Source organism: Stenotrophomonas sp. 107298_Sma (assembly GCF_056480345.1).
Genome location: NZ_CM151094.1, coordinates 2109672 through 2130600, shown reverse-complemented (window position 1 = coordinate 2130600; position 20929 = coordinate 2109672). Strand labels below are relative to the sequence as shown.

The window sequence follows — 20929 nt, the reverse complement described above, 5'->3', positions numbered from 1 at the left end:
TCACCCACCCGGTCGCGTCGATGCCGTCGAGTGCTGGGCGCAGATATCCATCAACTGCTGGTGACCGCGCATCAGCGCATCCACGCAGCGCGGGTCGAACAGTCGGCCACGCTGGGCGTACAGATAGGCCAGTGTGGCTTCCATGGTCCATGCTTCCTTGTACGGACGGGGCGAAATCAGGGCATCAAAAACGTCGGCCACGGCGACGATGCGCGCTTCCAGCGGGATCGCCTCACCGACCAGGCCATCAGGATAGCCGCTGCCATCGTAACGCTCGTGGTGGCGCAGCGCGATCAATGCGCCAACCTGGATGAAGCGGTTCTGGCTGCCACTGAGCAGCTCGTGCCCGATGCGCGGGTGCCGGCGCATGATCGCCAGTTCTTCGTCGTTGAGCTTGCCCTGCTTGAGCAGCACCGCATCGGGAATAGCGATCTTGCCCATGTCATGCAGGGGCGCGGCCATCTCGATCAGGCGCACGTCGTCTTCGGGCAGGCCCAGCTGCTCGGCAATCAGCCCGGCCACGCGCGCCATGCGCTCCAGGTAGGCACTGGTGCCGGCATCACGGAACTCGATCGCGCGAGCCAATCGCGACAGGGTCTCGCGCTCACGCTCTTCGACCTCGTGCATGCTGGCCAGCAACCGCTGCTCCAGCGACAAGGCGCGTTGCTTCACGTTCTCGGTCTGCTGGCGCAGCTGCAGCAGGTTGTAGCAGCGCGCACGCAGTTCGCGCGGGCGGATCGGCTTGACCAGGAAGTCGATGACGCCCGCTTCCAGCGCGGCCTGCCGGATCGGCTCGTCGCCGACCACGGTAATCAGGATCACCGGAATGTCGCGGTGCTTGGGCAGGCGGCGGAAACGACGGGCGAATTCCAGCCCGTCCATCTCCGGCATGCGGTAATCGAGCAGCAGCAGGTCGACCGGATGCGCCTCGCACCAGGCCAATGCGGTCAACGGATCACCGAAGTCATACACGCTCAGTTCCGGCGCGATATCTTCGATGACGTGACGCAGCATCGTCCGCGCGGACGTCTGGTCGTCAACAATGACGATGTTCAACGCGTACTCTGCCTGGTTTCTCGACCATGCTGGATCATCAGCAGGCGAGGATACCCTGCCGCTGCGAACGCTCGCACCCTGCATCGGCCTGACTCCCGTGTCATGCGTCCCGGTTCATGATCGTCATCACATTGTGAAGCGGACTCTCCACAGTGCGCACTCCCCCTGGCGCCGATCAAGCCACAACAGACGTCAAGGTAGTGCATTAACGATACGCCGAGTGCGGGAGGCGTCAATCGCGCCGTCTCATTTCGCGACGGCGCGCACAAACAGGAGTCAAAAAGACGACTTACTGCTCCGGACGCATGTACGGGAACAGCAGCACGTCACGGATCGAGCTGCTGCCGGTCAGCAGCATCACCAGGCGATCGACACCGATGCCGAGGCCGCCGGTCGGGGCCATGCCGTACTCCAACGCACGGATGTAGTCGGCGTCGTAGTGCATGGCCTCGTCGTCGCCGCCTTCCTTCGCCGCCACCTGGGCCTGGAAGCGCTGGGCCTGGTCTTCCGGGTCGTTCAGCTCGGAGAAGCCGTTGGCCAGCTCCTTGCCGTTGACGAACAACTCGAAGCGGTCGGTGTAGCCCGGATCGTTGTCGTTGGCACGGGCGAGTGGCGAGACCTCCACCGGGTGGTCGGTGATGAAGGTCGGCTGGATCAGGGTGTGCTCGACAGTGGCTTCGAAGATCTCCAGCAGCAGCTTGCCCCAGCCGTAGGACGGCTTGACGCGGATCTTCAAACGCTCGCAATGGCGCAGCAGGGCATCGCGGTCGGTGCAATCGGCGGCCGAGATTTCCGGATTGTGGTGGCGCACCGCCTCGTCCATGCGCCAACGGCGGAACGCCGGGCCCAGGTCGATCTTCGCGCCGTCCCACTCAACCTCGGTGCCACCGTTGACGGCCTTGGCCACGTCGCGGATCACGCCTTCGGTCAGGTCCATGATCTCGTTGTACGTGGCGTAGGCCTCGTACAGTTCCATCATGGTGAATTCCGGGTTGTGGCGGGTGCTGACGCCTTCGTTGCGGAAGTTGCGGTTGATCTCGTAGACGCGCTCCAGGCCGCCCACGGTCAGGCGCTTGAGGTACAGCTCCGGCGCCACGCGCAGGTACAGGTCCAGGTCCAGCGCGTTGTGGTGGGTGGTGAACGGCTTGGCCGCCGCGCCGCCGGGGATGTAATGCATCATCGGCGTTTCGACTTCCAGGAAGTCGCGGTTGTCCAGCCACGCGCGCATGGCGCGGATGATCTTCGAGCGCTTGATGAACACCGCGCGCGACTCCGGGGTCACGATCAGGTCGACATAGCGCTGGCGGTAGCGCTGCTCGACGTCGGCCAGGCCATGCCACTTGTCCGGCAGCGGGCGCAGCGACTTGGTCAGCAGGCGGATCGATTCGGCCTTGACCGACAGCTCGCCGGTCTTGGTACGGGTCAGGCCGCCTTCGACAGCAATGATGTCGCCCACGTCCCAGCCCTTGAAGGCGGTATAGGCATCGCCCAGCACCGTGCCCTGCAGGAAAAGCTGGATGCGGCCGGACTCGTCCTGGATCTGCGCGAAACTGGCCTTGCCCATGATGCGCTTGGCCATCAGGCGGCCGGCCATCTTCACCTGGCGGCCGTTGCCTTCCAGGGCCTCGGCGGTCCACTGTTCGGCGTCGGCGAATTCTTCCTGCAGGCGGCCGGCGAAGTCCTCGCGACGGAAGTCGTTCGGGTACGCGATACCCTGCCCACGCAGCGTTTTGAGTTTCTCGCGGCGCTCGGCGATCAACTTGTTTTCGTCAACGGGGGGGGTATCGGTAGCTTCGCTCATGGATCTGCGGGAATCGTGTAGTGAGGAGGGATGTTGCGCCCGGCACAGCCGGTTGCCCAGCATACCAAAACCGCCCAGCCCCGGCCTCCGCACGCGCCCAGGCCCGGCCTTGGGCCGCCCCTGCTCCGGTAGCCGCCAACCTTGGTTGGCGCCCACCGTGTCGACCAAGGTCGACACCTACCGGGCCATGCCCCGGATTCACCCGTTCCCGGGGAATGCCTGCCGCAGCTCATCCACCAGCACCCGCTGGTTCTCCGAATAGTCCACCGGCACCGACACCAGGTGCACCCCACCCTCGCTGAACGCCGCCTCCAGCGTCGGGATGAACTGCTCGATGGCCGTCACTTCATGGCCCTTGCAGCCATAGGCTTCCGCATACTTCACGAAATCCGGGTTACTGAAGGTCATGCCGTAGTCGGTGAAGCCATCCACCGCCTGCTTCCAGCGGATCATCCCGTAGGCGCCATCGTTGAGGATCAGCACCACCAGGTTCAGGCCCAGCCGTCGCGCGGTCTCCAGCTCCTGGCTGTTCATCATGAAACCGCCATCGCCACACACCGCCAGCACCCGCCGCTGCGGGTACAGGATCGAGGCCATGATCGCCGACGGCAGGCCCGCGCCCATCGTCGCCAGCGCGTTGTCCAGCAGCAGCGTATTGGCCACCTGAGTGCGGTAGTTGCGCGCAAACCAGATCTTGTACATGCCGTTGTCCAGCGCCACGATGCCGTCCGGCGGCATCACCTGGCGCACGTCGTGCACCAGTCGCTGCGGGGTGAACCCGGCTTCTTCGGCACGGTCGGCCAGATGTTCGAGGATGGTTGCGCGCAGTGGCAGCAGCGCGTCGGCGTTCGGCACCGCGCCTTCGATGCGGTCGGCCAGCTGGGTCAGCGAGCGACCGATATCGCCGATCACTTCCACCTGCGGGAAGTACACCTGCTCCACCGCCGCCTGCGAGTAGCCGATATGGATCACAGTCGGTCCGCCCGGGCGCATCACGAACGGCGGCTTCTCGGTGACCTCATGACCGATGGTCACGATCACGTCAGCCTGGTCGATCGCCATGTGCACGTAGTCGCGCTCGGTCAGCGCGGCGGTGCCCATGTACAGCCCCGAACCACCGGCCACCGCCCCTTTACCCATCTGCGTGGTGAAGAACGGAATACCAGCGCGCAGCACGAAGGCCGACAACGCTTCGCTGGACTGCGGCCGCGACGCCGCCGAGGCGATCATCAGCAGCGGGCGCCTGGCGTTGCGGATGATGTCCGCCGCGCGGTCCAGTGCTTCCGGACTGGCAATCGGACGATCCACCGCGTGCGGCGGAATCAGCGCTACGTCCCCGACCTCATCGGCCGCGATGTCTTCGGGCAGCTCCAGCAGCACCGGGCCCGGGCGCTCTTCCAGCGCAGTACGGAATGCCTCGCGGACGATCGTCGGGATGGTGCGCGCGGAGACGATCTGCCGCGCCTGCTTGGTCAGCGGCTTCATGGTGCTGACGATGTCGACGATCTGAAAACGCGCCTGCTTGCTGGCGACGATGCCCTTCTGGCCGGTAATCATGATCACCGGCCACGCACCCAGCAGCGCGTAGGCGGCGCCGGTGGTGAAGTTGAGCGCGCCGGGGCCGAGCGTGGCCAGGCACACACCCGGTTTGCCGGTCAGGCGGCCATAGGTGGCTGCCATGAACACGGCTGCCTGTTCGTGGCGGGTGATGACCAGCTCGATGCTGGAATGGCGGAGTGATTCGACCACGTCGAGGTTCTCCTCGCCGGGGATGCCGAAAATACGCTCGACGCCTTCGTTCTCAAGCGCGGCGACAAGCAGATCTGAACCCTTGGACATTGGAATGCCGTCCTTTTCGCTGGACTGATGATGGATCGTTGCAGGAAGGATGGAAGCTGCGCGTCAACGCTTGTCGAACCACACCGTCTGCGCGTTGACGAATTCGCGGATGCCGAAGTGCGAGAGCTCACGGCCGAAGCCGCTCTTCTTCACGCCGCCGATCGGCACGCGCGGGTCCGAAGCGGAGAAGCCGTTGACGAACACACCGCCGGTCTGAAGCCGGCGCGCCAGCTGCATGGCCCGCGCGCGGTCGCCGCTCCACAGGTTGCCGCTGAGGCCGAACTCGCTCTGGTTGGCCAGCTCCACTGCATGGTCGGCATCACGGGCGCGGCTGATCGAGGCCACCGGACCGAAGGTCTCGGTATCGAAGGCCTGCATGCCCGGCTCCACGTCGGCCAGCACGGTGGGGGCGTAGAACGCGCCCGGGCGATCCAGCTGATGGCCGCCGACCAGCAGCTTCGCGCCCGCGTCCACCGAGGCACGGACTTGCGCGTCGAGCTGTTCCAGCAGGTCCTGCCGGGCCATCGGGCCGATGCGGTTGCCGGCCTCGCGGCCATCGCCGACGGTCAGCGCCTGCACCTTCTGGCAGAATTGCGCCACGAAACGGTCGTAGACCGCGTCTTCAACGATGATGCGCTTGCCGGCGATGCAGACCTGCCCGGTGTTCTGGAAGCGTGAAGCCACCGCCGCTTCGACGGCAGCGTCCAGATCGGCGTCGGCCAGCACGATGAACGGGTCCGATCCACCCAGTTCCAGCACCACCTTCTTCAGCGCCTGCCCGGCCTGGGCGGCGATGCTGCGGCCAGCGGCCACACTGCCAGTCAGGGTCACCGCCGCGATGCGGTCATCGGCAATCGCACGGCTGGTGCCGTCGCGGCTGATGTTGGCGGCGATGAAGGTGCCTTCCGGCAGCCCGGCATCACGCCACGCCGCGTCGAGCAGCTGCGCGGTACCGACGATGTTCTCGGCCGGCTTCAGCAGGAAGCCGTTGCCGCCCATCAGGATCGGCACCGCCGCACGCATCACCTGCCAGTACGGGAAGTTCCACGGCATGATGCCCAGCACCACGCCCAGCGGCAGGTAGGACACGTAAGCCTTGTCGTCGGGCACCTGGGTCGGTTCGTCGCGCAGGAACTGCGCACCGTTGTCGGCGTACCAGTCGCACAGCACGGCGCATTTCTCGATTTCGGCCAGGGATTCGGCCTGGACCTTGCCCATTTCGGCGGTGGCCAGTGCAGCCAGCTTCTCGCGGTCACGACGCAGTACGGCAGCCATCGCGCGCAGCACCTCGGCCCGCTGTTCGAGGCTCCTGGCGCTCCAGGCCGCGAAGCCGGTCTGACCGCGATCGAGGATGGTCTCCAGTTCGGCGTCGGTGGCGAAGGGATGGCTGGCGATCTGCTGGCCGGTGGCCGGATCGCGGGAAATGGCAGTGGTGGGGGCAGCGGACATGCAGGTCTCCTGGTGTCTCGACAACGGGCGACAGCCCGTCTCCTGCACAGGAATGTGGACCCGATGGACGGGCACAACAAGGCGTCTGCTTATCCTGTGACCTGCACTTACCTGCCTGAATGGGGAGCTCTTGGCGGGGCTGCGCCCTGCACCCGCCGAAGCAACAACAACAGCCGAAGCAACAGCACAAGCTGGTTTCCTGCGGGATGGCGGGGTGGGTCCGGTTGCGGGGGTCGCTGCAAGTACGTCCATGTAAGCTCGGTCGCCGCATCCATGCGGCTCACGCCCCCGCAACCGGACCCACCCCGCCTTCGACAGATTCCCGCGGTCTGTTGGAACGGCTCTTGGGGTCAGATCCGCTTTCCGAAGGAAACGGATCTGACCCCAGATGTATTTCGATATCTGACAGATTTCATCCACGCATGGCGTGGATCAACGTGTCGACCAAGGTCGACACCTACCAACAGCAGCGGAGATCTGTCAGAGGTGGGGCGGTGTCGGAGTGCGGGGTGTCCGCGGCATGGATGCCGCGGCCAAGCCTACACGGACGTACTTGCGGCGTCCCCGCACTCCGACACCGCCCCACCAACTCACGGAAAGCCCGCTGTTGCTGTTGCTGTTGCTGTTGCCGGCCAGCGGCCGGCACTACAGCAGGTGCAGGGCTGCAAGCCCTGCCGACCAACCTACCTTCGCGGCAGGTAGGTCACCAGTGACAGGTCATGCCGGCTCTCCGGCACCAGCGCCACGTACTGCAGGTCCAGCAGCCCGCGCGTGGGATGGTTCAATTTCTTCGCACCTTCATCGAACCGCCGCACATCGTGCTCCGGCCACCACTGGCGGAACTCCTCGCTGTGCGCGGCGATGTCCTCGGCCAGCGCCAGGAACGGGGCCTTGTCCGGCGCCTGCGCCATCGCCGCGCGGAAGCCCGCCAGCAGCCCGCGGGTCATTTCTTCCCAGTTGAGGATCAGCGTGCGGTACGGCGGATACAGGAACATCAGCCGCAGCGTGTTGCGCTCGTGCGGCGCCAGCTGGCTGTAATCCACGAACAGGTCGGCGATGGCCGGGTTCCAGGCCAGGATGTCGTAGCGGGTATTGCGCACGTAGGCCGGGATCGGCTGCATGGCTTCCACCAGCTGCCGCAGGCCATCGGTGACCGTCTCGTCCGGGGACTCCAGCGGCACGCCGTAGCCGGACAGCGCGAACGCATAGGCGCGCTCGTCGTCGCTCATGCGCAGCACCTGCGCCAAGCGTTCAAGCACCTCCGGCGAGGCGCGCACTTCGCGGCCCTGCTCGATCCAGGTGTACCAGCTGACACTGACCCCGATCGCCAGTGCCACTTCCTCGCGCTTCAGGCCCGGGGTACGCCGGCGCCCGGCCGGCAGGCCGAGCGTGGCGGGGTCGACACGGGCGCGGCAGGCTTTGAGGAAGCCGCCGAGTTCCTTGCGTTCACTTTCGCTGCGCATCATCTCCCTCCATCACGGAGGGCGATGATATCCGCGCAGGCGCGTCGATCAGGCATCGACGCGCTTGGAGCCCACGGCCAGGCCGGCCTTCAGGCTGGCCTCGACGAACTCGTCCAGGTCGCCGTCGAGCACCTTCTGCGTATCCGAACGCTCGATGCCGGTGCGCAGGTCCTTGATACGGCTCTGATCGAGCACGTAGTTGCGGATCTGGCTGCCCCAGCCGATGTCGGACTTGGTGGCTTCCACGGCGTCCTTCTCGGCGTTGCGCTTCTGGATCTCCAGCTCGTACAACTTGGCGGCCAGCATCTTCATCGCGTTGTCGCGGTTCTGGTGCTGGCTGCGGCCGGTCTGGCAGGCCACGACGATGTTGGTCGGGATGTGGGTGATACGCACCGCCGACTCGGTCTTGTTCACGTGCTGGCCACCGGCACCGGACGAACGATACACGTCGGTACGCAGGTCGGCCGGGTTGATGGTGATATCGATGTTGTCGTCGATTTCCGGCGACACGAACACCGAGGTGAAACTGGTGTGGCGGCGGTTGTCCGAATCGAACGGCGACTTGCGCACCAGGCGGTGCACGCCGGTCTCGGTCTTCAGCCAGCCGTAGGCGTAGTCGCCTTCCACGCGCAGCGTGGCCGACTTGATGCCGGCGACGTCGCCACCGGAGACTTCCATCAGCTCGGTCTTCCAGCCGCGCGATTCACACCAGCGCAGGTACATGCGCAGCAGGATCTCGGCCCAGTCCTGGGCCTCGGTGCCGCCGGCACCGGCCTGGATGTCGACGAATGCGGCAGCATTGTCCATCTCGCCGGAGAACATGCGCTGGAATTCCAGCTTCTCGACGTGCGACTGGTGCTTGTCCAGGTCGGCGACCACGGCCAGCGCGGTGTCCTCATCCTGCTCGGATTCGGCCAGCTCAAGCAGTTCGGTGGCATCAGCCAGGCCGTCGAGCACCGAGGCGATGCCGCCCACGGTCTTTTCCAGGCTGGAGCGCTCGCGGCCCAGGTTCTGGGCGTATTCGGCGTTGTTCCAGACGTCGGGGCTTTCCAGCTCCCGCGTTACTTCTTCAAGACGCTCTTTCTTGGCGTCGTAGTCAAAGATACCCCCGAAGCGACAGCACGCGATCGGTCAGATCGGTGATGCGCTGGCGGACAGGATTCAGTTCGATCATGTCGGCGGTTATGCATTCAAAAGATGACTGGCAATGATACCGCAGGCCGGGGGCGCCCGGAATGAGGGGTCAGGGCCTGCCCCAGGCTGCAAACCCGTCCGTTGGTAGAGTCGACTGTCAGTCGACTGCTTTTCATTCAGATTGCGGTGAAGCCCGCGCTGCGCGCGATAGTCGATTAACAGTCGACTCTACCCTCCCGCCCCACCCAGCGCCTGCCGAAGCAGCGGCAACTGGCGCCGGCTGCAGGGCACCTTGGCCCCGTCGGCCATATGCAACAAGGCCTCGCCGCCATCCAGCGGTTCGATCGAACGCAACTGGCTGCGGTGGATCAGCCAGCTGCGGTGCGGGCGCAGGAACTGGCCCGGGTCCAGCCGCTGCTCCAACACCGCCATGGTGATCCGCAGCGGGTAATCGTGGCCGCGCACCCGCAGATTCACGTAATTCCCCGCCGCTTGGGCGTATTCCACGTCTGCGGTGGCCACCAGGAACTCCTTGCCCAGCTTGCGTACCAGGAAATGCTGGGGACGCTCGACCGGCTCCACCGGCGGACCTACGTCGGGCTCGGCCAGCAGGCTCGCCTCGCCCTGCCTGCGCCGGCCGAACCAGCTGGCAAAGTGCTCCAGTGCCACGAACAGCGCAAAGGTGCGCACATCCTTCAGGTATTCGTACGCAAAGCGTTCCAGCCAGCCGGCATCGTCCTGGTAGCGATAGCCCAGCGATGCGTATGCCAGATGCCGCAGCAGCATCATTCCCCCCACATGCAGCAGTGACCAACCGATGCTGGCCAGCAGGTACAGCGGCAGCCGCCGCTTCCAGGTATCGGCATGCAGCGGCCAGCGCTCGCACGCCCGCCACAGCAGCGGCAGGGTCAGCAGGATCGGGACGAGGCTGCTGAATTCCCAGATCATCGGCTCCCACAGGCCCAGATCGGCGCCGCGGCGACTGGCGTCCATCACCTCGACCAACGCATTGGTCACTGCCGAGGCCGATAGGATCGCCGCCCATAGCAATAGACGGGTTGACGTACGCCAGCGCGGTGGGCGGCCTGGTGCCATTGGGTGATCCATGGTGTTGCGGTGCTCCAGCGTGCCTCAAGGAACCGAGGGTAGCGGCTCCATTGGTCCCACCACCCCCGCCATTGGTCACTGCACGGGTTCCGGCGACCCCTTGGCAGTCGCTGCACGGACGAGACGGCGTCACATTGGCTCGACTTCCCGGCACACCATGACCATGAACCGACGCCACGACATCGACGCCCTGCGGGTGTTCGCCTTCGCCCTGCTGATCCTCTACCACACCGCGATGGCCTATGTGGACGACTGGGGCTTTCACCTCAAGAGCGTGCACACCGCCGAATGGCTGCAGTGGCCCATGGTGTTCGTCAATCGCTGGCGGATGTCACTGCTGTTCCTGATCTCGGGCATCGCCATCGCACTGATGCGGCCCGAAAGCAGGCTGCTGCGCTTCGCTGGCGTACGTACGTGGAAGCTGCTGTTGCCCCTGCTGTTCGGCATGTTCGTGATCGTACCGATCCAGCCATACTGCGAAGGCGTGGCCAACGGCCATGTGGCACCGGGCTTCGGCCACTTCCTGCTGCGCTACTGGCAGGTGCGGCCGTGGCCGGAAGGCAGCTTCGCCGGCTGGCAGTACGGCATCACCTGGAACCACCTGTGGTACCTGGCCTATCTGTGGAACTACACGCTGGCACTGGCCCTGTTGATGCCGTTGCTGGGAACGGCAGTGGTGCGCCGCGCGATGGCCTTCTGCGCAGCATCACCGATACTGCTGGTCGGTCTTCCATCCGCCCTGCTGCTGGCATGGGTGATCTGGCTGGAGCCGATCTATCCGTCCACCAATGCCCTGCTTGGCGACTGGTACCAGCACGCGAAGTACGCGACGGTGTTCCTGGCAGGCTACCTGCTCGGCCGCGAGCCGGCGTTCTGGCAACGCGTAGTCGCCCTGCGCCGCACCACGCTATGGCTGGCGCTGGCCGCAGTCGGCTGGTATCTCGGGTTGCGCATCCTCGGCCAGGTACTGCCGGCTGATTCCTCGCTGCGGCATTGGCCCGAACCGTTCTGGGACCTGCAGGTCCGGACCAGCCAGTCGCTTTACGTATGGACCGCGCTGCTTACCACCCTCGGCTGGGGAAAGGTCTTCCTCGATCGCCCGTTCCGCTGGCTGTCGTACTGCACCGAAGCCATCTATCCCTGGTACATGCTGCACCAGAGCCTGATCATCGCCCTGCTGTTCTGGCTCAAGCCACTGCAGTTGGGCCCGTGGATGGAACCGGCCCTGCTGCTGGCCGGCACCGTCGGCGGCTGCCTGCTGATCCACGAACTGCTGATCCGACGCTCGCGTTGGCTGCGCCCCCTGTTCGGTCTGCGCGCCGAACGGCCAGCAACGGCGATTGCACACGCCGCGACGTTGTAGAGCCGAGCCCGCGCTCGGCTGCTTGTGCCTTGAGCCGAGCATAGGCTCGGCTCTACCCGTCCACCAACCGATAATCCGCTAATGTCAGCGCCTACGCGCATGGCAACAGCGCAATGAGGACAACGGATGTTCCAGACCTATTGGCACCTGTGGCTGCAGCAGACCTTCGACGCCGGCGGGATGCTGTCGCTGATGCACTTCATCAGCCTGCTCGGCTACGAAATGGCCTAAACGACGCTGATCCTGCTGTGCGCGTTCGGCGCACGGCTGCGCGCCGGATTGTGCGTAATGCTGGCGGTACTGCTGATGGCCTGCGCCACCCACGCGATCAAGCAGGGTGCCGCCCTGCCCCGCCCGTCGGATGTGGATGCGCGCGTGCTGGATGAAGGGGTGCCGTCGCCCCCCCTTCGTGGTCAACGGCGGCGGACAATCGTTCTGGTCGCTGCCGGATGCGCAGGCCACCGCCATGCTGCGCGCGCAGCCCGACGCCGACTATGGCTTCAACAGTGGCCATGTTGGCGTGGCCACCGCTGCCTGCGCCGGCCTGCTGCTGGCCTTCGGCATTCGCCCACGCTGGCTGCGCTGGGCGTTGGCGCTGGGCTGGCCGCTGCTGATGGCGCTGTCACGGATGTACCTGGGCCGGCATTTCCTGGCCGACGTGCTGGCCGGATGGCTGATCGGCATCGGCGTGGCTCTGTTGGCATGGCAGCTGATGCCAGGGATGCGCTCAAGCAGACAGTGGCAGCTGCCGGTCCTGTTGGGGCTTGGCGTGCTGCTGGCGTGGGCGGCAGCGACCACCCTCTACGTTCCAGTTGGTGAAGCCGGGCGACTGCTCGCGCTGGGCCTGCTGGTGGCGTGGCTGCAATGGCGCGGCTGGCCGGTGGATCCGAAGAGCATCGTGCAGCGGGGGTTGCGCGTGCTGGCTGTGGTGGTGATCTATCTACTGGCACGGCCGTTGATCGATCTGTTCGCCGCGGCCATTCCGCTGCCTGATGTACCGGCGACCGAAGTGCTGTGGCAGACCGTTGGCACGCTGTTGATCCTCGGTGGCGGCGTGGCACTGGCGCGGTGGATGCGGTGGATTCCGCATGGGGTCTCCAAGGTCTGAGACTAACCCTACCTGTTGGTTACCTTCACGGCATTTGCAACTATTCGCATTGGATGTTCCCAAGAACCTTGCGATTCTCCCCGGTCGCCTTCCAGACGGAAGTGGACCTTTGCCCTGGAGACCTGCAATGGATCAATCCGACATCAGTATGCTGGCCGCCTTCATTGAATCAGAGGAGGCTGCGCTTGCTGAAGAACGTCAGGGCGACTTCTATCCGAGTTATCACAATCAACTCGCGGCACTCGCACCAAGGGCTGGTAACGACCTGCCCCAGGATATGCTGCAACGCTTCTACTTCCATTGGCTGCGAGTGGGAGACTGGAAGGTCGCAGGACTCCCGCAGAGAGACTTTCCCATCCTTGTTGCTGCGTACCAGGAGCTCACGAAGCTCCCTGTGGGCTACGACACACGCCAGCCAGGCCTCAGCCTCCCGCATCTCTTCTGCTTCGGCTTCAATGAACATGGCGAGCTGCCAAGCGGTGTGGTTAACAATGCCGCGGATCTGAAACAGCGCACGCGTCTGGTGGAGCACTGCAGGAAGTACCAGTCGTTCCAGGCCCAGCGAGAGAAGGTCGATAAATTTCTGCCATATCGCCCATTTGCGCGAACCATTCTCGAGACAGCCCGGTTCCTGCAACAGGATATCAAGGGTATGGGTCGAATCCTCTATTGGGGCATGGTGCTCATTGCACTGCTCGATGAGGACACGCGCATCCAGATGACAAACGACCTGATAGCCAGGAACTGGCCCGAAGACAGGGAACGCGGCCATGTGCTCTCCCTGCTTCATCACACCGCCGAGGCGACCCGGCCCCACTGCGCAGCGGACGCCGAGTTCGACGTTCTCTGCGAACATCTGGCGCAGCTGCACGACACCCGGATCATGACAGGTGACGCAGTCCAGTTGGCGCAGCGGGAGGGCTGGCACGTTGACAACATCCGTGATTGGAGTGCCAGCATCACCCTCTATCACGGAGGTGAGTACAGCAGCGAGCCGGGGCATCCCCGGATCAGACTTGATCTCAACAGCTGGCCTGATACCCCTTGGTCAATCAATCTGAGCGTCGGCAATGGCTCCTACGTCGCCTACCGGGACGAACCCACCAGCAATGATTTCCAATTGCCGCCAATCATCGGCGCCACGCTTGATCATTTTCCTGAATGGGTCAAGCAGATAAACGCACGACTAGGAATCAATCTGGTTCCAGGCACGGGCTCAGTTGCATCTGCCTACAAGAATCGTACGTTGGCTAGACAACTCGACGCATGGATGCGCGGAAAATAGCGGCTGGATTGCATCGTATAGAGCCGAGCCTGGGCTCGGCTCTACCTTGAGGCAGTCGAGCAAGCTCGACTCTACAAAAGCCCGGAATCGATCATTTCACCTCGAACTCGCCCACCAGCACGGTCTCGGCACGATCCTTCAGCCGCATCGTGACCATCTGGTCTTTCTGCTTCGGCGTGCCCCAGCGCGTGGTCAGCCGCAGCATCAGCGTCGTCGCACCAGTCACCAGCTGCTGGCGGCTGCCGAAGTAATTGGCCTCCACCTTGTACTTGCCCGGCTTGGCGTCACGCAGCGAGAACTGCTCGGGGCCATAGCCGCCGGTGAAATCCTGCGACATCTGCCCGCCCTGGTAGGTCAGGCGGTTGCCGTAGTACGCGCGCTCGCCGTTCGGGTCGGTCACCCACAGGTCCATGTCGCTGTTGTCGGCATCCCACGACAGCACCACGCGCAGGTCCAGCGGCATCGCCTGCAGCAGGCGTGGGTCGATGCTGCGGGTATCCAGCCGTGGCGTGCTGCGTGCCACCAGGTTGGTCAGCTCGTCCAATGCGATCAGGGCGATGCCGTCGAAGCGGTTGTCCCACGGCCGCACCACCACCTGGTACAGCGGCGCCAACGCCTGCTGCGGCTTGCCCGCAGCCGCCAGTGCCAGGCCAAGATCGCGGAAGCTCTGCGGTTCTTCCTGGCCCATCGCCAGCACCTGCTCGAACACCGGCACCGCCAGCGCCGGGGCATCCGCCTGCATCAGGCGGTAGCCGAGCACGCGCAGCAGGTGCCTGTTGTCCAGGTCCATCTCGGCCAGGTTGGACAGCACACGCAGTGCCAGTTCGCGCTGGCCCTGCTCCAGCAGCAGATCGGCCACGTCGAGGAAGAACGCGCTGCTGTCGGCATGCGCATCGCGCTCGGCCAGGTAGCGGTCATACAATTGCGACGCCGGGCCCTGGCGCAGGCGTCTGGCGATGGCCGAGTCCGGCTGCCAGGCCGCCAGCTGGATGCCGAGCTCGCCCTCGTTGGCGGCAGCGGGCGCAGCGACACGGCCACCAGTGACCGTGATTGAATCCAGGGCCTTGTTCGATGCAGGCGCTGAGCGACGTGCACGCGCACTGCTGGCTTCCATGCGCTGCTCGACGGCGGCGGCCATCGGTGCCGGCGCGGGCGGTGCCGCGGGGGCCGGCGCAGCGAGCATCGCCACCGGCGCCGAGTCCATCGCGTAGTCCGCGGATGCAACTTCCAGCGCCCCGCCTTTCAACTGTGGAGGCGCTCCCTTCGGCCAGCTGCGGTTCCACCACTGCTGGCGCTCCTTCCAGCGTGCCGCCACTTCATCCAGACGCCGGCGATCAGCAGCGGCGCGATCACTTACCTGCACTGCAAACCTGGCGTCGTACTCGGCGCGCAGCTTGCCCGAAGGGCGGATCGCATAGCGCAGGTAGTCCTCCAGGGTCTCCAGCACGATCAGCGAGGTATCCGGCCCGACCAGGCCGAACTGCTGCGACAGCAGTTGCATTGCCTCGCGGTTGCCTCGGCGGTCGGCGCCGAGTTGCTGCAGACGGGCCTGCGCCCACAAGCCGGCCAGCAGTTCACCGTCGTCACTCTTCTGCGTTGCCGGCAGTGCCTGCCATTCACCGCCGCCGACGCGTACCCGCATCGGCACGCCGTCCGCCGCAAGGCGAGCATGCAGCCATAGCCAGCCTTCGGCCTCGCTGCGACGATCGATCACAACATCCTGTACGCCACGGCCCGCATCCACCTGTACGTCCAACGGTGACGACAGCAGTTCCCGCGCAGCCGCGTCAACATCCTTGCCCAGCGCGACGAAGCGTCCGCCATGGGCTTCGCTCCAGCCGCGCAGGCGCACTGCATCGGTTCGCGCACCAGCACTGCTGACCGCGAACAGGCGCTGCTGCGGTGCGAGTGCTGGCAATGCTTCCGGTCCATAGGTCAGCAGGCCATCGCTGACCAGCAGGTATTCCTTCACGCTCGGTTGCGGCTGCCACTGCGCCAGCGCGCTGGCACCGTCCGGGCGTACGGCCTGCAGCGCTGCGCGCAGCTCGTTCCAGTTGCCGGCTCGGATACGGAAGCGACGCACCGGTTCGGCACGGTCGCGCAGCACGGTCAATGCCACCGTACCGTCACCCATCGCGGCGAAGTAGCGATCCAACAGCGCGAACTCACGTGTGCGATCGCGCTGGCCCGCCGAACCGGAGCCGTCCCACAGCAGGCCGACTTCGCTGGGCAACGTGCGGGGCGTGCTGCTGGCCGCCACCGGCAGCTGCGCCAGCAGGTAATGGCCATCCTCCCAGGGCGCCACCTGCACCTGTGCCTGGCGGGCTGCCGGCAGGCTCCACTGCAGCTGCTTCGGCAACTGTGCGCCGTTGCCCTGCCACTGCAGTTGGCCCGCATTGATGCGGAACGGAGCCGTACCTGCGGTGGCCGCGCCCGGCGCCTCCAGCTTCAGCTCAACCGATGAAGCACCGGCAGCGAACTGTAGCGGTAGCGTCCATTGCCAGCCCTGTCCGACGAAGGCCAACGGCTCACGAATCACCAGCTGCACGCGCCGACTGCCACCGGCCGGCAGCGGGTAGACGCGCAGGCGGAACTGGTTGCCGGCGGTCTGTTCCAGCAGGCCCGGGTCCACACCACGGCGGGCGATCTCCTCGAATACCTGGCGGCCACGGTCCTTGGGCACCGGCACCGCGTCACGCAGTTCACCGTTGATATCCAGTGCGAAGCCCGTGATCTGCTGGCCATCGGCCAGCGGGAACTGCAGCTCGCCCTCCAGCACGCGCCGGTTCGGGTTGTGGAACTCCAGGGTGATCCGGGTCTGGGCGATGCCGGCCTGGACCTCGCCTTCGATGCGGGCACGCTGCAGTTGCACCGGCTGTTCGGCGGCGGGCGCAATCAACAGCGGGGTGGTGGCTTGCGGCCTGGCAATACGTGGCGACTGAGCGCCGACAGGCCCGGCCGCGAGGGCCAGCAACAACACAGCGCAGCAACGGACGAAGACCATGACAGGGCTCCAGTGGGATCGTGGACGTCTGAACGCACGGACAGCCGGAATGGGGTTGGACCGTGCGCGGCTTTTCTTTGGCCCCACCCACAGGCACCATGCCCCACTCTCCCACACGCGCAAGGATGCCGATGCGATTGCCCCTGCTGGCCACTCTGTTGGCCCTTCCCTGCCCCCTGACCGCCCTTGCGACAGCTCCGGCCAAGAGCCTGTATTTCCAGCACCACGACTGGGTCGTAGCCTGTGATAACACCTTGACCTGCCGCGCCGCCGGCTACGCCGCCGACGATGACAGCACCCTTAGCGTGCTGCTCACCCGCAAGGGCGGCCCCGGCCAGGTCATCCAGGGGCGCCTGTCGCTGCAGCCGGAAGAAGGCCAAACCCAGCCCAAGGGCGCGCTGCATCTGCGCATCCAGCAACAGGACCTGGGCGTGCTGACCCCGGCAAAGGGCGAAGGCACGCACAGCTTGAATGCCGCGCAGACCAGCGCGTTGTTATCCGCACTTGTACGCGATGGAGGGATCAGCGTGACCGATGGCGCTGGCCATCGCTGGCCGCTGTCGGACAAGGGTGCCGCAGCGGTACTGCTGAAGATCGATGAGTACCAGGGCCGCCTCGGCACGCCCGGCGCCGTGATGCGCAAGGGCAGCACGCCTGAATCCAGCGTCCCCGCCGCACTGCCGGTGCCGGTTGTGCACAAGGCCGCTACCCTGGACTCGACTCCGGATGATCCCGCGTTTGCTCGGCTGGCCGCCTCACCCGCCCTGCGCGCAGCACTGCGTGCCACGCTGGAGGACGACAGCTGCGAAGGCCTGCAGGAAACTGATGCCGACGTTCCGCTCAGCAACTCCCCGCTGCAGGTCCGGCGCCTGGACGCGCAGCATGTGCTGGTCACGGTCCCGTGTTGGCGCGGGGCCTACAACATCGGCGATGGCTATTGGGTCGCGCGCCCGCAGGCGCCGTTCCGGGCGCAATGGGTGACCAGCGATGCGATCGACTACGCCGACGGCCAGATCATTGCCGCGCAGAAGGGCCGCGGCCTCGCTGACTGCATGTCGCACGCAGCCTGGACGTGGGACGGGACGAACTTCATCGCGACGTCCGAGGTGGCACCTGGGCTATGCCGGGGCGTGCCCGGTGGCACCTGGGAACTGCCGATGCTGGTCAGCGAGGTCCGCTGACGCCACAGAAAAAGGGGACGGAGGGGATTAAGTCGCAAGTGGCAAACAAGGCACAAGCGACTTAATCCCCTCCGTCCCCTTTTTTCATGCAGGCAGGCAGTGCTCCACGATCAGCTGGATGGCGCTGCCGCCACGATAGTCATCGCAGGCCAGCCGATAGGCCAGATGCACATGACGGCCGGGTGCGTTCCCGTGCCAGCCGCCGAAGTGGATCGCGTTGATCGTGCCGGGTACGCCCGGCAGGCGGAGTTCCAGCTTCAGGTGGCGCTCCTTCAGTACGCGCCAGTTGGCCACTTCGAAGTGGCCGTCGAATAGCGGTTCGGGGAAGCCCTGGCCCCACGGCCCGGCCAGGCGCAGCGCATCGGCGTGACGATGGTCCAGTTCGTCCGCGGCCAGTTCGCCGTCGCTGAGGACCTGCTGCTGCAGTGCCGCCGGGTCGAGCATTTCCAGCACCACCGAAACAAAGGCGGTCTTGAATTCATCGACGTGATCCAGCCGCATGCTCAGGCCAGCCGCCATGGCATGCCCACCGAAGCGTTCGATCAGGCCCGGATGCCGCGCATCGACCAATGCCAGTGCGTCACGGATGTGCAGGCCGGGAATTGAGCGAGCTGAGCCACGCAGGGTGTCGGCGCCGGGTTCTGCAGGCGCGAAGGCGATCACCGGGCGATGCAGGCGATCCTTCATCTTCGACGCGACCAGGCCGACCACGCCCGGATGCCAATCGGCATCGAACAGGCAGGCGGCCACCGGACGCTGGCCGGCCATGTCCAGCACCACGCGGGTCAACGCCTGCTCGGCGTCGTCAGTCATCGACTGCTGCACGGCGCGCCGTTCCGAATTGATCTGCTCCAGCGTCTGCGCGATCTCGCGCGCCTGGCGCGGGTCTTCGGTCAGCAGCAGCGCGATGCCCAGCGCCATGTCTTCCAGCCGGCCCGCGGCGTTCAGGCGCGGGCCGAGCGCGAAGCCGATATCGGTGGCGGTCAGTCGCGCGGCGTCACGGCCGCTGGCTTCGATCAGCGCACGCAGGCCGACACAGCCCTGCCCTGCGCGCAGGCGGCGCAGGCCCGCGCTGACCAGCGCACGGTTGTTCGAATCCAGCGCCACCAGGTCGGCGACGGTACCGACTGCCACCAGGTCCAGCAGTGTGGTCAGGTCCGGGCCCTTGCCATCGGCGAAGACCCCGGCCTCGCGCATCTGCCGGCGCAGCGCCATCAGCACGTAGAAGATCACGCCGACGCCGGCCAGCGATTTGCTGGGGAACGCATCGCCATCCAGATTCGGATCAACGATCACGTCGGCCGGTGGCAGCTGCGGGCCGGGCAGATGGTGGTCGGTGACCAGCACCTGCCAACCACGCGCCTTGGCTGCAGTCACACCCGCGTGGCAGGCAATGCCGTGGTCAACCGTGACCAGCAGGTCCGGCTGCAGCTCGGCCAGCTCCTCCACCAGCGACGGCGACAGGCCGTAGCCGTGCACCATGCGGTTCGGCACCGCGTGCAAGACGTGCTGTGCGCCGAGCATGCGCAGGCCACGCACGCCGACCGCACAGGCGGTGGCGCCATCGCAGTCGAAATCGCCGACCACCAGGATGCGCTTGTCGTTGGCGATGGCCTCGACGAGCAGGCCCACCGCAGCCTCGATGCCGGTCAGCAGCTCGGGCGCATGCAGGCTGCCCAGCTTCGGCAGCGCCAGCTCCGGGGTACCGGCACCGCGACTGGCGTAGAGCCGCGCCAGCAGTGGCAGCGTGCCCTCCGGCCAGTTGGCGGGCGCGACCGCATCGCGGCGGCGGATCGTCGGCGTATCAGAGGAGGGCTGCACGGCATCGGCGGCAAGGGACATCGGCATCGCCGGGTTACGGAAGACCCGCGCATGATACCCCGCCCGGCTTGCCAGGCTCTTCCCGGGCTTGGCGCAGGCGCGGTGATCACCCATGCTTGTCCGCTTCTGAAATGGAATTCGCCATGTACCGCCTGCTGTCCGCACTGATTGTCGGCCTGTTGCTTCCGCTCGCCGGCCATGCCGGAAATACGCCACTGGAACCCGGCATCGAGTTCGTGCATCACGACTGGTTCCTGGCCTGCGACAACACCGGCACCTGCCGCGCCGCCGGTTATGGCCCGGAGAGCGCAGACAGCTCGCTGGGCCTGATGCTGGAACGAGCCGGCGGCCCCGGCACAACCGTGAAGGCGCGGCTGCGCGTGGGCGAGGATGGCGAAAGTGCAATGCCCGAAGGCGCGATGCGCCTGCAGGTGAACGGCCGTGATCTGGGGCCCGTGCAGGACACCGGTGCCGACGAATCCGTGACGCTGCGCCCGGCGCAGGTTGATGCGCTGCTCGCCGCCCTGCCCGGCAAGGCGCGCATCGAGGTGATCGACAGCAGGGCCACGCGCTGGCCGATTTCCGATCGTGGTGCCGCCGCCGTGCTGTTGAAGATGGACGAAGTACAAGGGCGCCTTGATACGCCCGGCGCCCTGGTACGGCGTGGCACGCGTGCTGAAGCGAGTGTGCCGGCTGCGCAGACCAGGCCCGTGATCATGCGCGCCGCGCTGGTGGCCACTCGCCCCGGAGACAGCAAACTGGGTAGCAGCGAAGCGCTGCGCGACGCGCTGATTGCCACGCTCGACGACGGTGACGACTGTCCGCGTCTGATCGAGTACAAGGGCACCCCGGAAATGGTGATCGAGCGGCTGGACGACAGCCATGTACTGGTGCAGGCGCTGTGCCAGATGGGTGCATACAACTACAGCAATGGTTTCTGGATCGCGCGTGATCGCCCTCCGTTCGCCCCGCAGACGGTCACGCTCGAAGCGGAGGGCTTTTCGCACTTCGAGCGCACGCTGTACGCACGCTCCAAAGGCAGAGGCATCGGCGACTGCGTCTCCGGCTCGGACTGGACATGGGATGGCCGCCGATTCCAGCCAAGCAGTGCTTTCAGCACCGGGCTGTGCCGTGGCATGCCGGGCGGACACTGGATGCTGCCGACCCTGGTCAGCGAGGTTCGTTGAATGCGCTGCCCAGCTCTGCCGCAATTGCCGATGTTCCTGCTGGGATTGCTGGCGATGTCTTCGCCTGCCTGGGCCACGGTTCCGGTTGGCGCATCTGGACGGAAAACGCGTGGGCAGCATCGGGGCACTTG

Annotated in this window: 14 protein-coding genes; 5 read left to right on the top strand and 9 right to left on the bottom strand. The window is 65.8% G+C overall.

Annotated elements, in window-relative coordinates:
• The 7 genes from rpfG to ACZK2G_RS09930 form a co-directional block, all read right to left on the bottom strand.
• A complete protein-coding gene (gene rpfG / locus ACZK2G_RS09960) occupies positions 1–1140 on the bottom strand; it encodes a cyclic di-GMP phosphodiesterase response regulator RpfG (protein WP_006364528.1) in 1140 nt (379 codons plus the stop codon).
• 205 nt (positions 1141–1345) lie between these two features.
• Entirely contained in the window at positions 1346–2857 is a 1512-nt protein-coding gene (lysS, locus tag ACZK2G_RS09955) for a lysine--tRNA ligase (RefSeq protein WP_043398964.1), read from the bottom strand.
• A 198-nt stretch (positions 2858–3055) separates the two neighbouring features.
• Positions 3056–4696 carry an acetolactate synthase large subunit gene (locus tag ACZK2G_RS09950; protein WP_428709107.1) on the bottom strand — a complete coding sequence of 547 codons (1641 nt, stop codon included), beginning with the start codon at positions 4694–4696 and terminating at the stop codon, positions 3056–3058.
• Between the two features lie 63 nt (positions 4697–4759).
• Positions 4760–6145 carry an NAD-dependent succinate-semialdehyde dehydrogenase gene (locus ACZK2G_RS09945; protein ID WP_295381890.1) on the bottom strand — a complete coding sequence of 462 codons (1386 nt, stop codon included), beginning with the start codon at positions 6143–6145 and terminating at the stop codon, positions 4760–4762.
• A gap of 683 nt (positions 6146–6828) precedes the next feature.
• Positions 6829–7611: a helix-turn-helix transcriptional regulator gene (locus tag ACZK2G_RS09940; RefSeq protein WP_046985666.1), complete on the bottom strand. Its 783-nt coding sequence runs from the start codon at positions 7609–7611 to the stop codon at positions 6829–6831.
• Positions 7612–7656: 45 nt separating this feature from the next.
• A protein-coding gene (gene prfB / locus ACZK2G_RS09935; protein WP_097048047.1) for a peptide chain release factor 2 occupies positions 7657–8782 on the bottom strand; the annotation gives its coding sequence in 2 pieces (ribosomal slippage) (positions 7657–8706 and positions 8708–8782; 1125 coding nt in all).
• Positions 8783–8970: 188 nt separating this feature from the next.
• Positions 8971–9837 (bottom strand): LytTR family DNA-binding domain-containing protein, encoded by an 867-nt coding sequence (locus ACZK2G_RS09930; protein WP_253079135.1) that lies wholly within the window; start codon positions 9835–9837, stop codon positions 8971–8973.
• Positions 9838–10012: 175 nt separating this feature from the next.
• On the opposite strand from ACZK2G_RS09930, the gene ACZK2G_RS09925 reads away from it, so the two are divergent.
• The 3 genes from ACZK2G_RS09925 to ACZK2G_RS09915 all read left to right on the top strand — a co-directional run bounded on the left by ACZK2G_RS09925 (position 10013) and on the right by ACZK2G_RS09915 (position 13605).
• Positions 10013–11212, top strand: a complete 1200-nt coding sequence (locus tag ACZK2G_RS09925) for an acyltransferase family protein (protein WP_478475405.1) — start codon at positions 10013–10015, stop codon at positions 11210–11212.
• Positions 11213–11594: 382 nt separating this feature from the next.
• Positions 11595–12320: a phosphatase PAP2 family protein gene (locus ACZK2G_RS09920; protein WP_478475404.1), complete on the top strand. Its 726-nt coding sequence runs from the start codon at positions 11595–11597 to the stop codon at positions 12318–12320.
• Between the two features lie 127 nt (positions 12321–12447).
• Complete coding sequence (locus tag ACZK2G_RS09915) at positions 12448–13605, top strand: hypothetical protein (RefSeq protein ID WP_478475403.1); 1158 nt, start codon at positions 12448–12450, stop codon at positions 13603–13605.
• A gap of 91 nt (positions 13606–13696) precedes the next feature.
• Here the strand turns inward: ACZK2G_RS09915 and ACZK2G_RS09910 are convergent, their stop codons facing one another.
• A complete protein-coding gene (locus ACZK2G_RS09910; protein ID WP_478475402.1) occupies positions 13697–16609 on the bottom strand; it encodes a DUF2135 domain-containing protein in 2913 nt (970 codons plus the stop codon).
• 131 nt (positions 16610–16740) lie between these two features.
• Here ACZK2G_RS09910 and ACZK2G_RS09905 point away from each other — a divergent pair, with 131 nt between their 5' ends.
• Positions 16741–17790 carry a DUF1176 domain-containing protein gene (locus tag ACZK2G_RS09905; protein ID WP_426353566.1) on the top strand — a complete coding sequence of 350 codons (1050 nt, stop codon included), beginning with the start codon at positions 16741–16743 and terminating at the stop codon, positions 17788–17790.
• An 84-nt stretch (positions 17791–17874) separates the two neighbouring features.
• Here ACZK2G_RS09905 and recJ read toward each other — a convergent pair whose 3' ends face one another.
• On the bottom strand, positions 17875–19632 hold the full coding sequence (gene recJ / locus ACZK2G_RS09900) for a single-stranded-DNA-specific exonuclease RecJ (RefSeq protein WP_136639657.1): 1758 nt from the start codon (positions 19630–19632) through the stop codon (positions 17875–17877).
• Between the two features lie 122 nt (positions 19633–19754).
• On the opposite strand from recJ, the gene ACZK2G_RS09895 reads away from it, so the two are divergent.
• A complete protein-coding gene (locus ACZK2G_RS09895) occupies positions 19755–20798 on the top strand; it encodes a DUF1176 domain-containing protein (protein ID WP_478475400.1) in 1044 nt (347 codons plus the stop codon).
• Positions 20799–20929 lie beyond the last annotated feature (131 nt).

Bases quoted from the DNA above. Each gene is read 5' to 3' on its own strand.
- ACZK2G_RS09920 (WP_478475404.1), top strand. From the start codon at position 11,595: ATGAAGGGGTGCCGTCGCCCCCCCTTCGTGGTCAACGGCGGCGGACAA.
- ACZK2G_RS09930 (WP_253079135.1), bottom strand. From the start codon at position 9,837: ATGGCACCAGGCCGCCCACCGCGCTGGCGTACGTCAACCCGTCTATTG.
- ACZK2G_RS09940 (WP_046985666.1), bottom strand. From the start codon at position 7,611: ATGATGCGCAGCGAAAGTGAACGCAAGGAACTCGGCGGCTTCCTCAAA.
- ACZK2G_RS09915 (WP_478475403.1), top strand. From the start codon at position 12,448: ATGGATCAATCCGACATCAGTATGCTGGCCGCCTTCATTGAATCAGAG.
- ACZK2G_RS09910 (WP_478475402.1), bottom strand. From the start codon at position 16,609: ATGGTCTTCGTCCGTTGCTGCGCTGTGTTGTTGCTGGCCCTCGCGGCC.
- lysS (WP_043398964.1), bottom strand. From the start codon at position 2,857: ATGAGCGAAGCTACCGATACCCCCCCCGTTGACGAAAACAAGTTGATC.
- ACZK2G_RS09945 (WP_295381890.1), bottom strand. From the start codon at position 6,145: ATGTCCGCTGCCCCCACCACTGCCATTTCCCGCGATCCGGCCACCGGC.
- ACZK2G_RS09950 (WP_428709107.1), bottom strand. From the start codon at position 4,696: ATGTCCAAGGGTTCAGATCTGCTTGTCGCCGCGCTTGAGAACGAAGGC.
- ACZK2G_RS09895 (WP_478475400.1), top strand. From the start codon at position 19,755: ATGTACCGCCTGCTGTCCGCACTGATTGTCGGCCTGTTGCTTCCGCTC.
- rpfG (WP_006364528.1), bottom strand. From the start codon at position 1,140: ATGCAGGGTGCGAGCGTTCGCAGCGGCAGGGTATCCTCGCCTGCTGAT.
- ACZK2G_RS09925 (WP_478475405.1), top strand. From the start codon at position 10,013: ATGAACCGACGCCACGACATCGACGCCCTGCGGGTGTTCGCCTTCGCC.
- recJ (WP_136639657.1), bottom strand. From the start codon at position 19,632: ATGTCCCTTGCCGCCGATGCCGTGCAGCCCTCCTCTGATACGCCGACG.
- ACZK2G_RS09905 (WP_426353566.1), top strand. From the start codon at position 16,741: ATGCGATTGCCCCTGCTGGCCACTCTGTTGGCCCTTCCCTGCCCCCTG.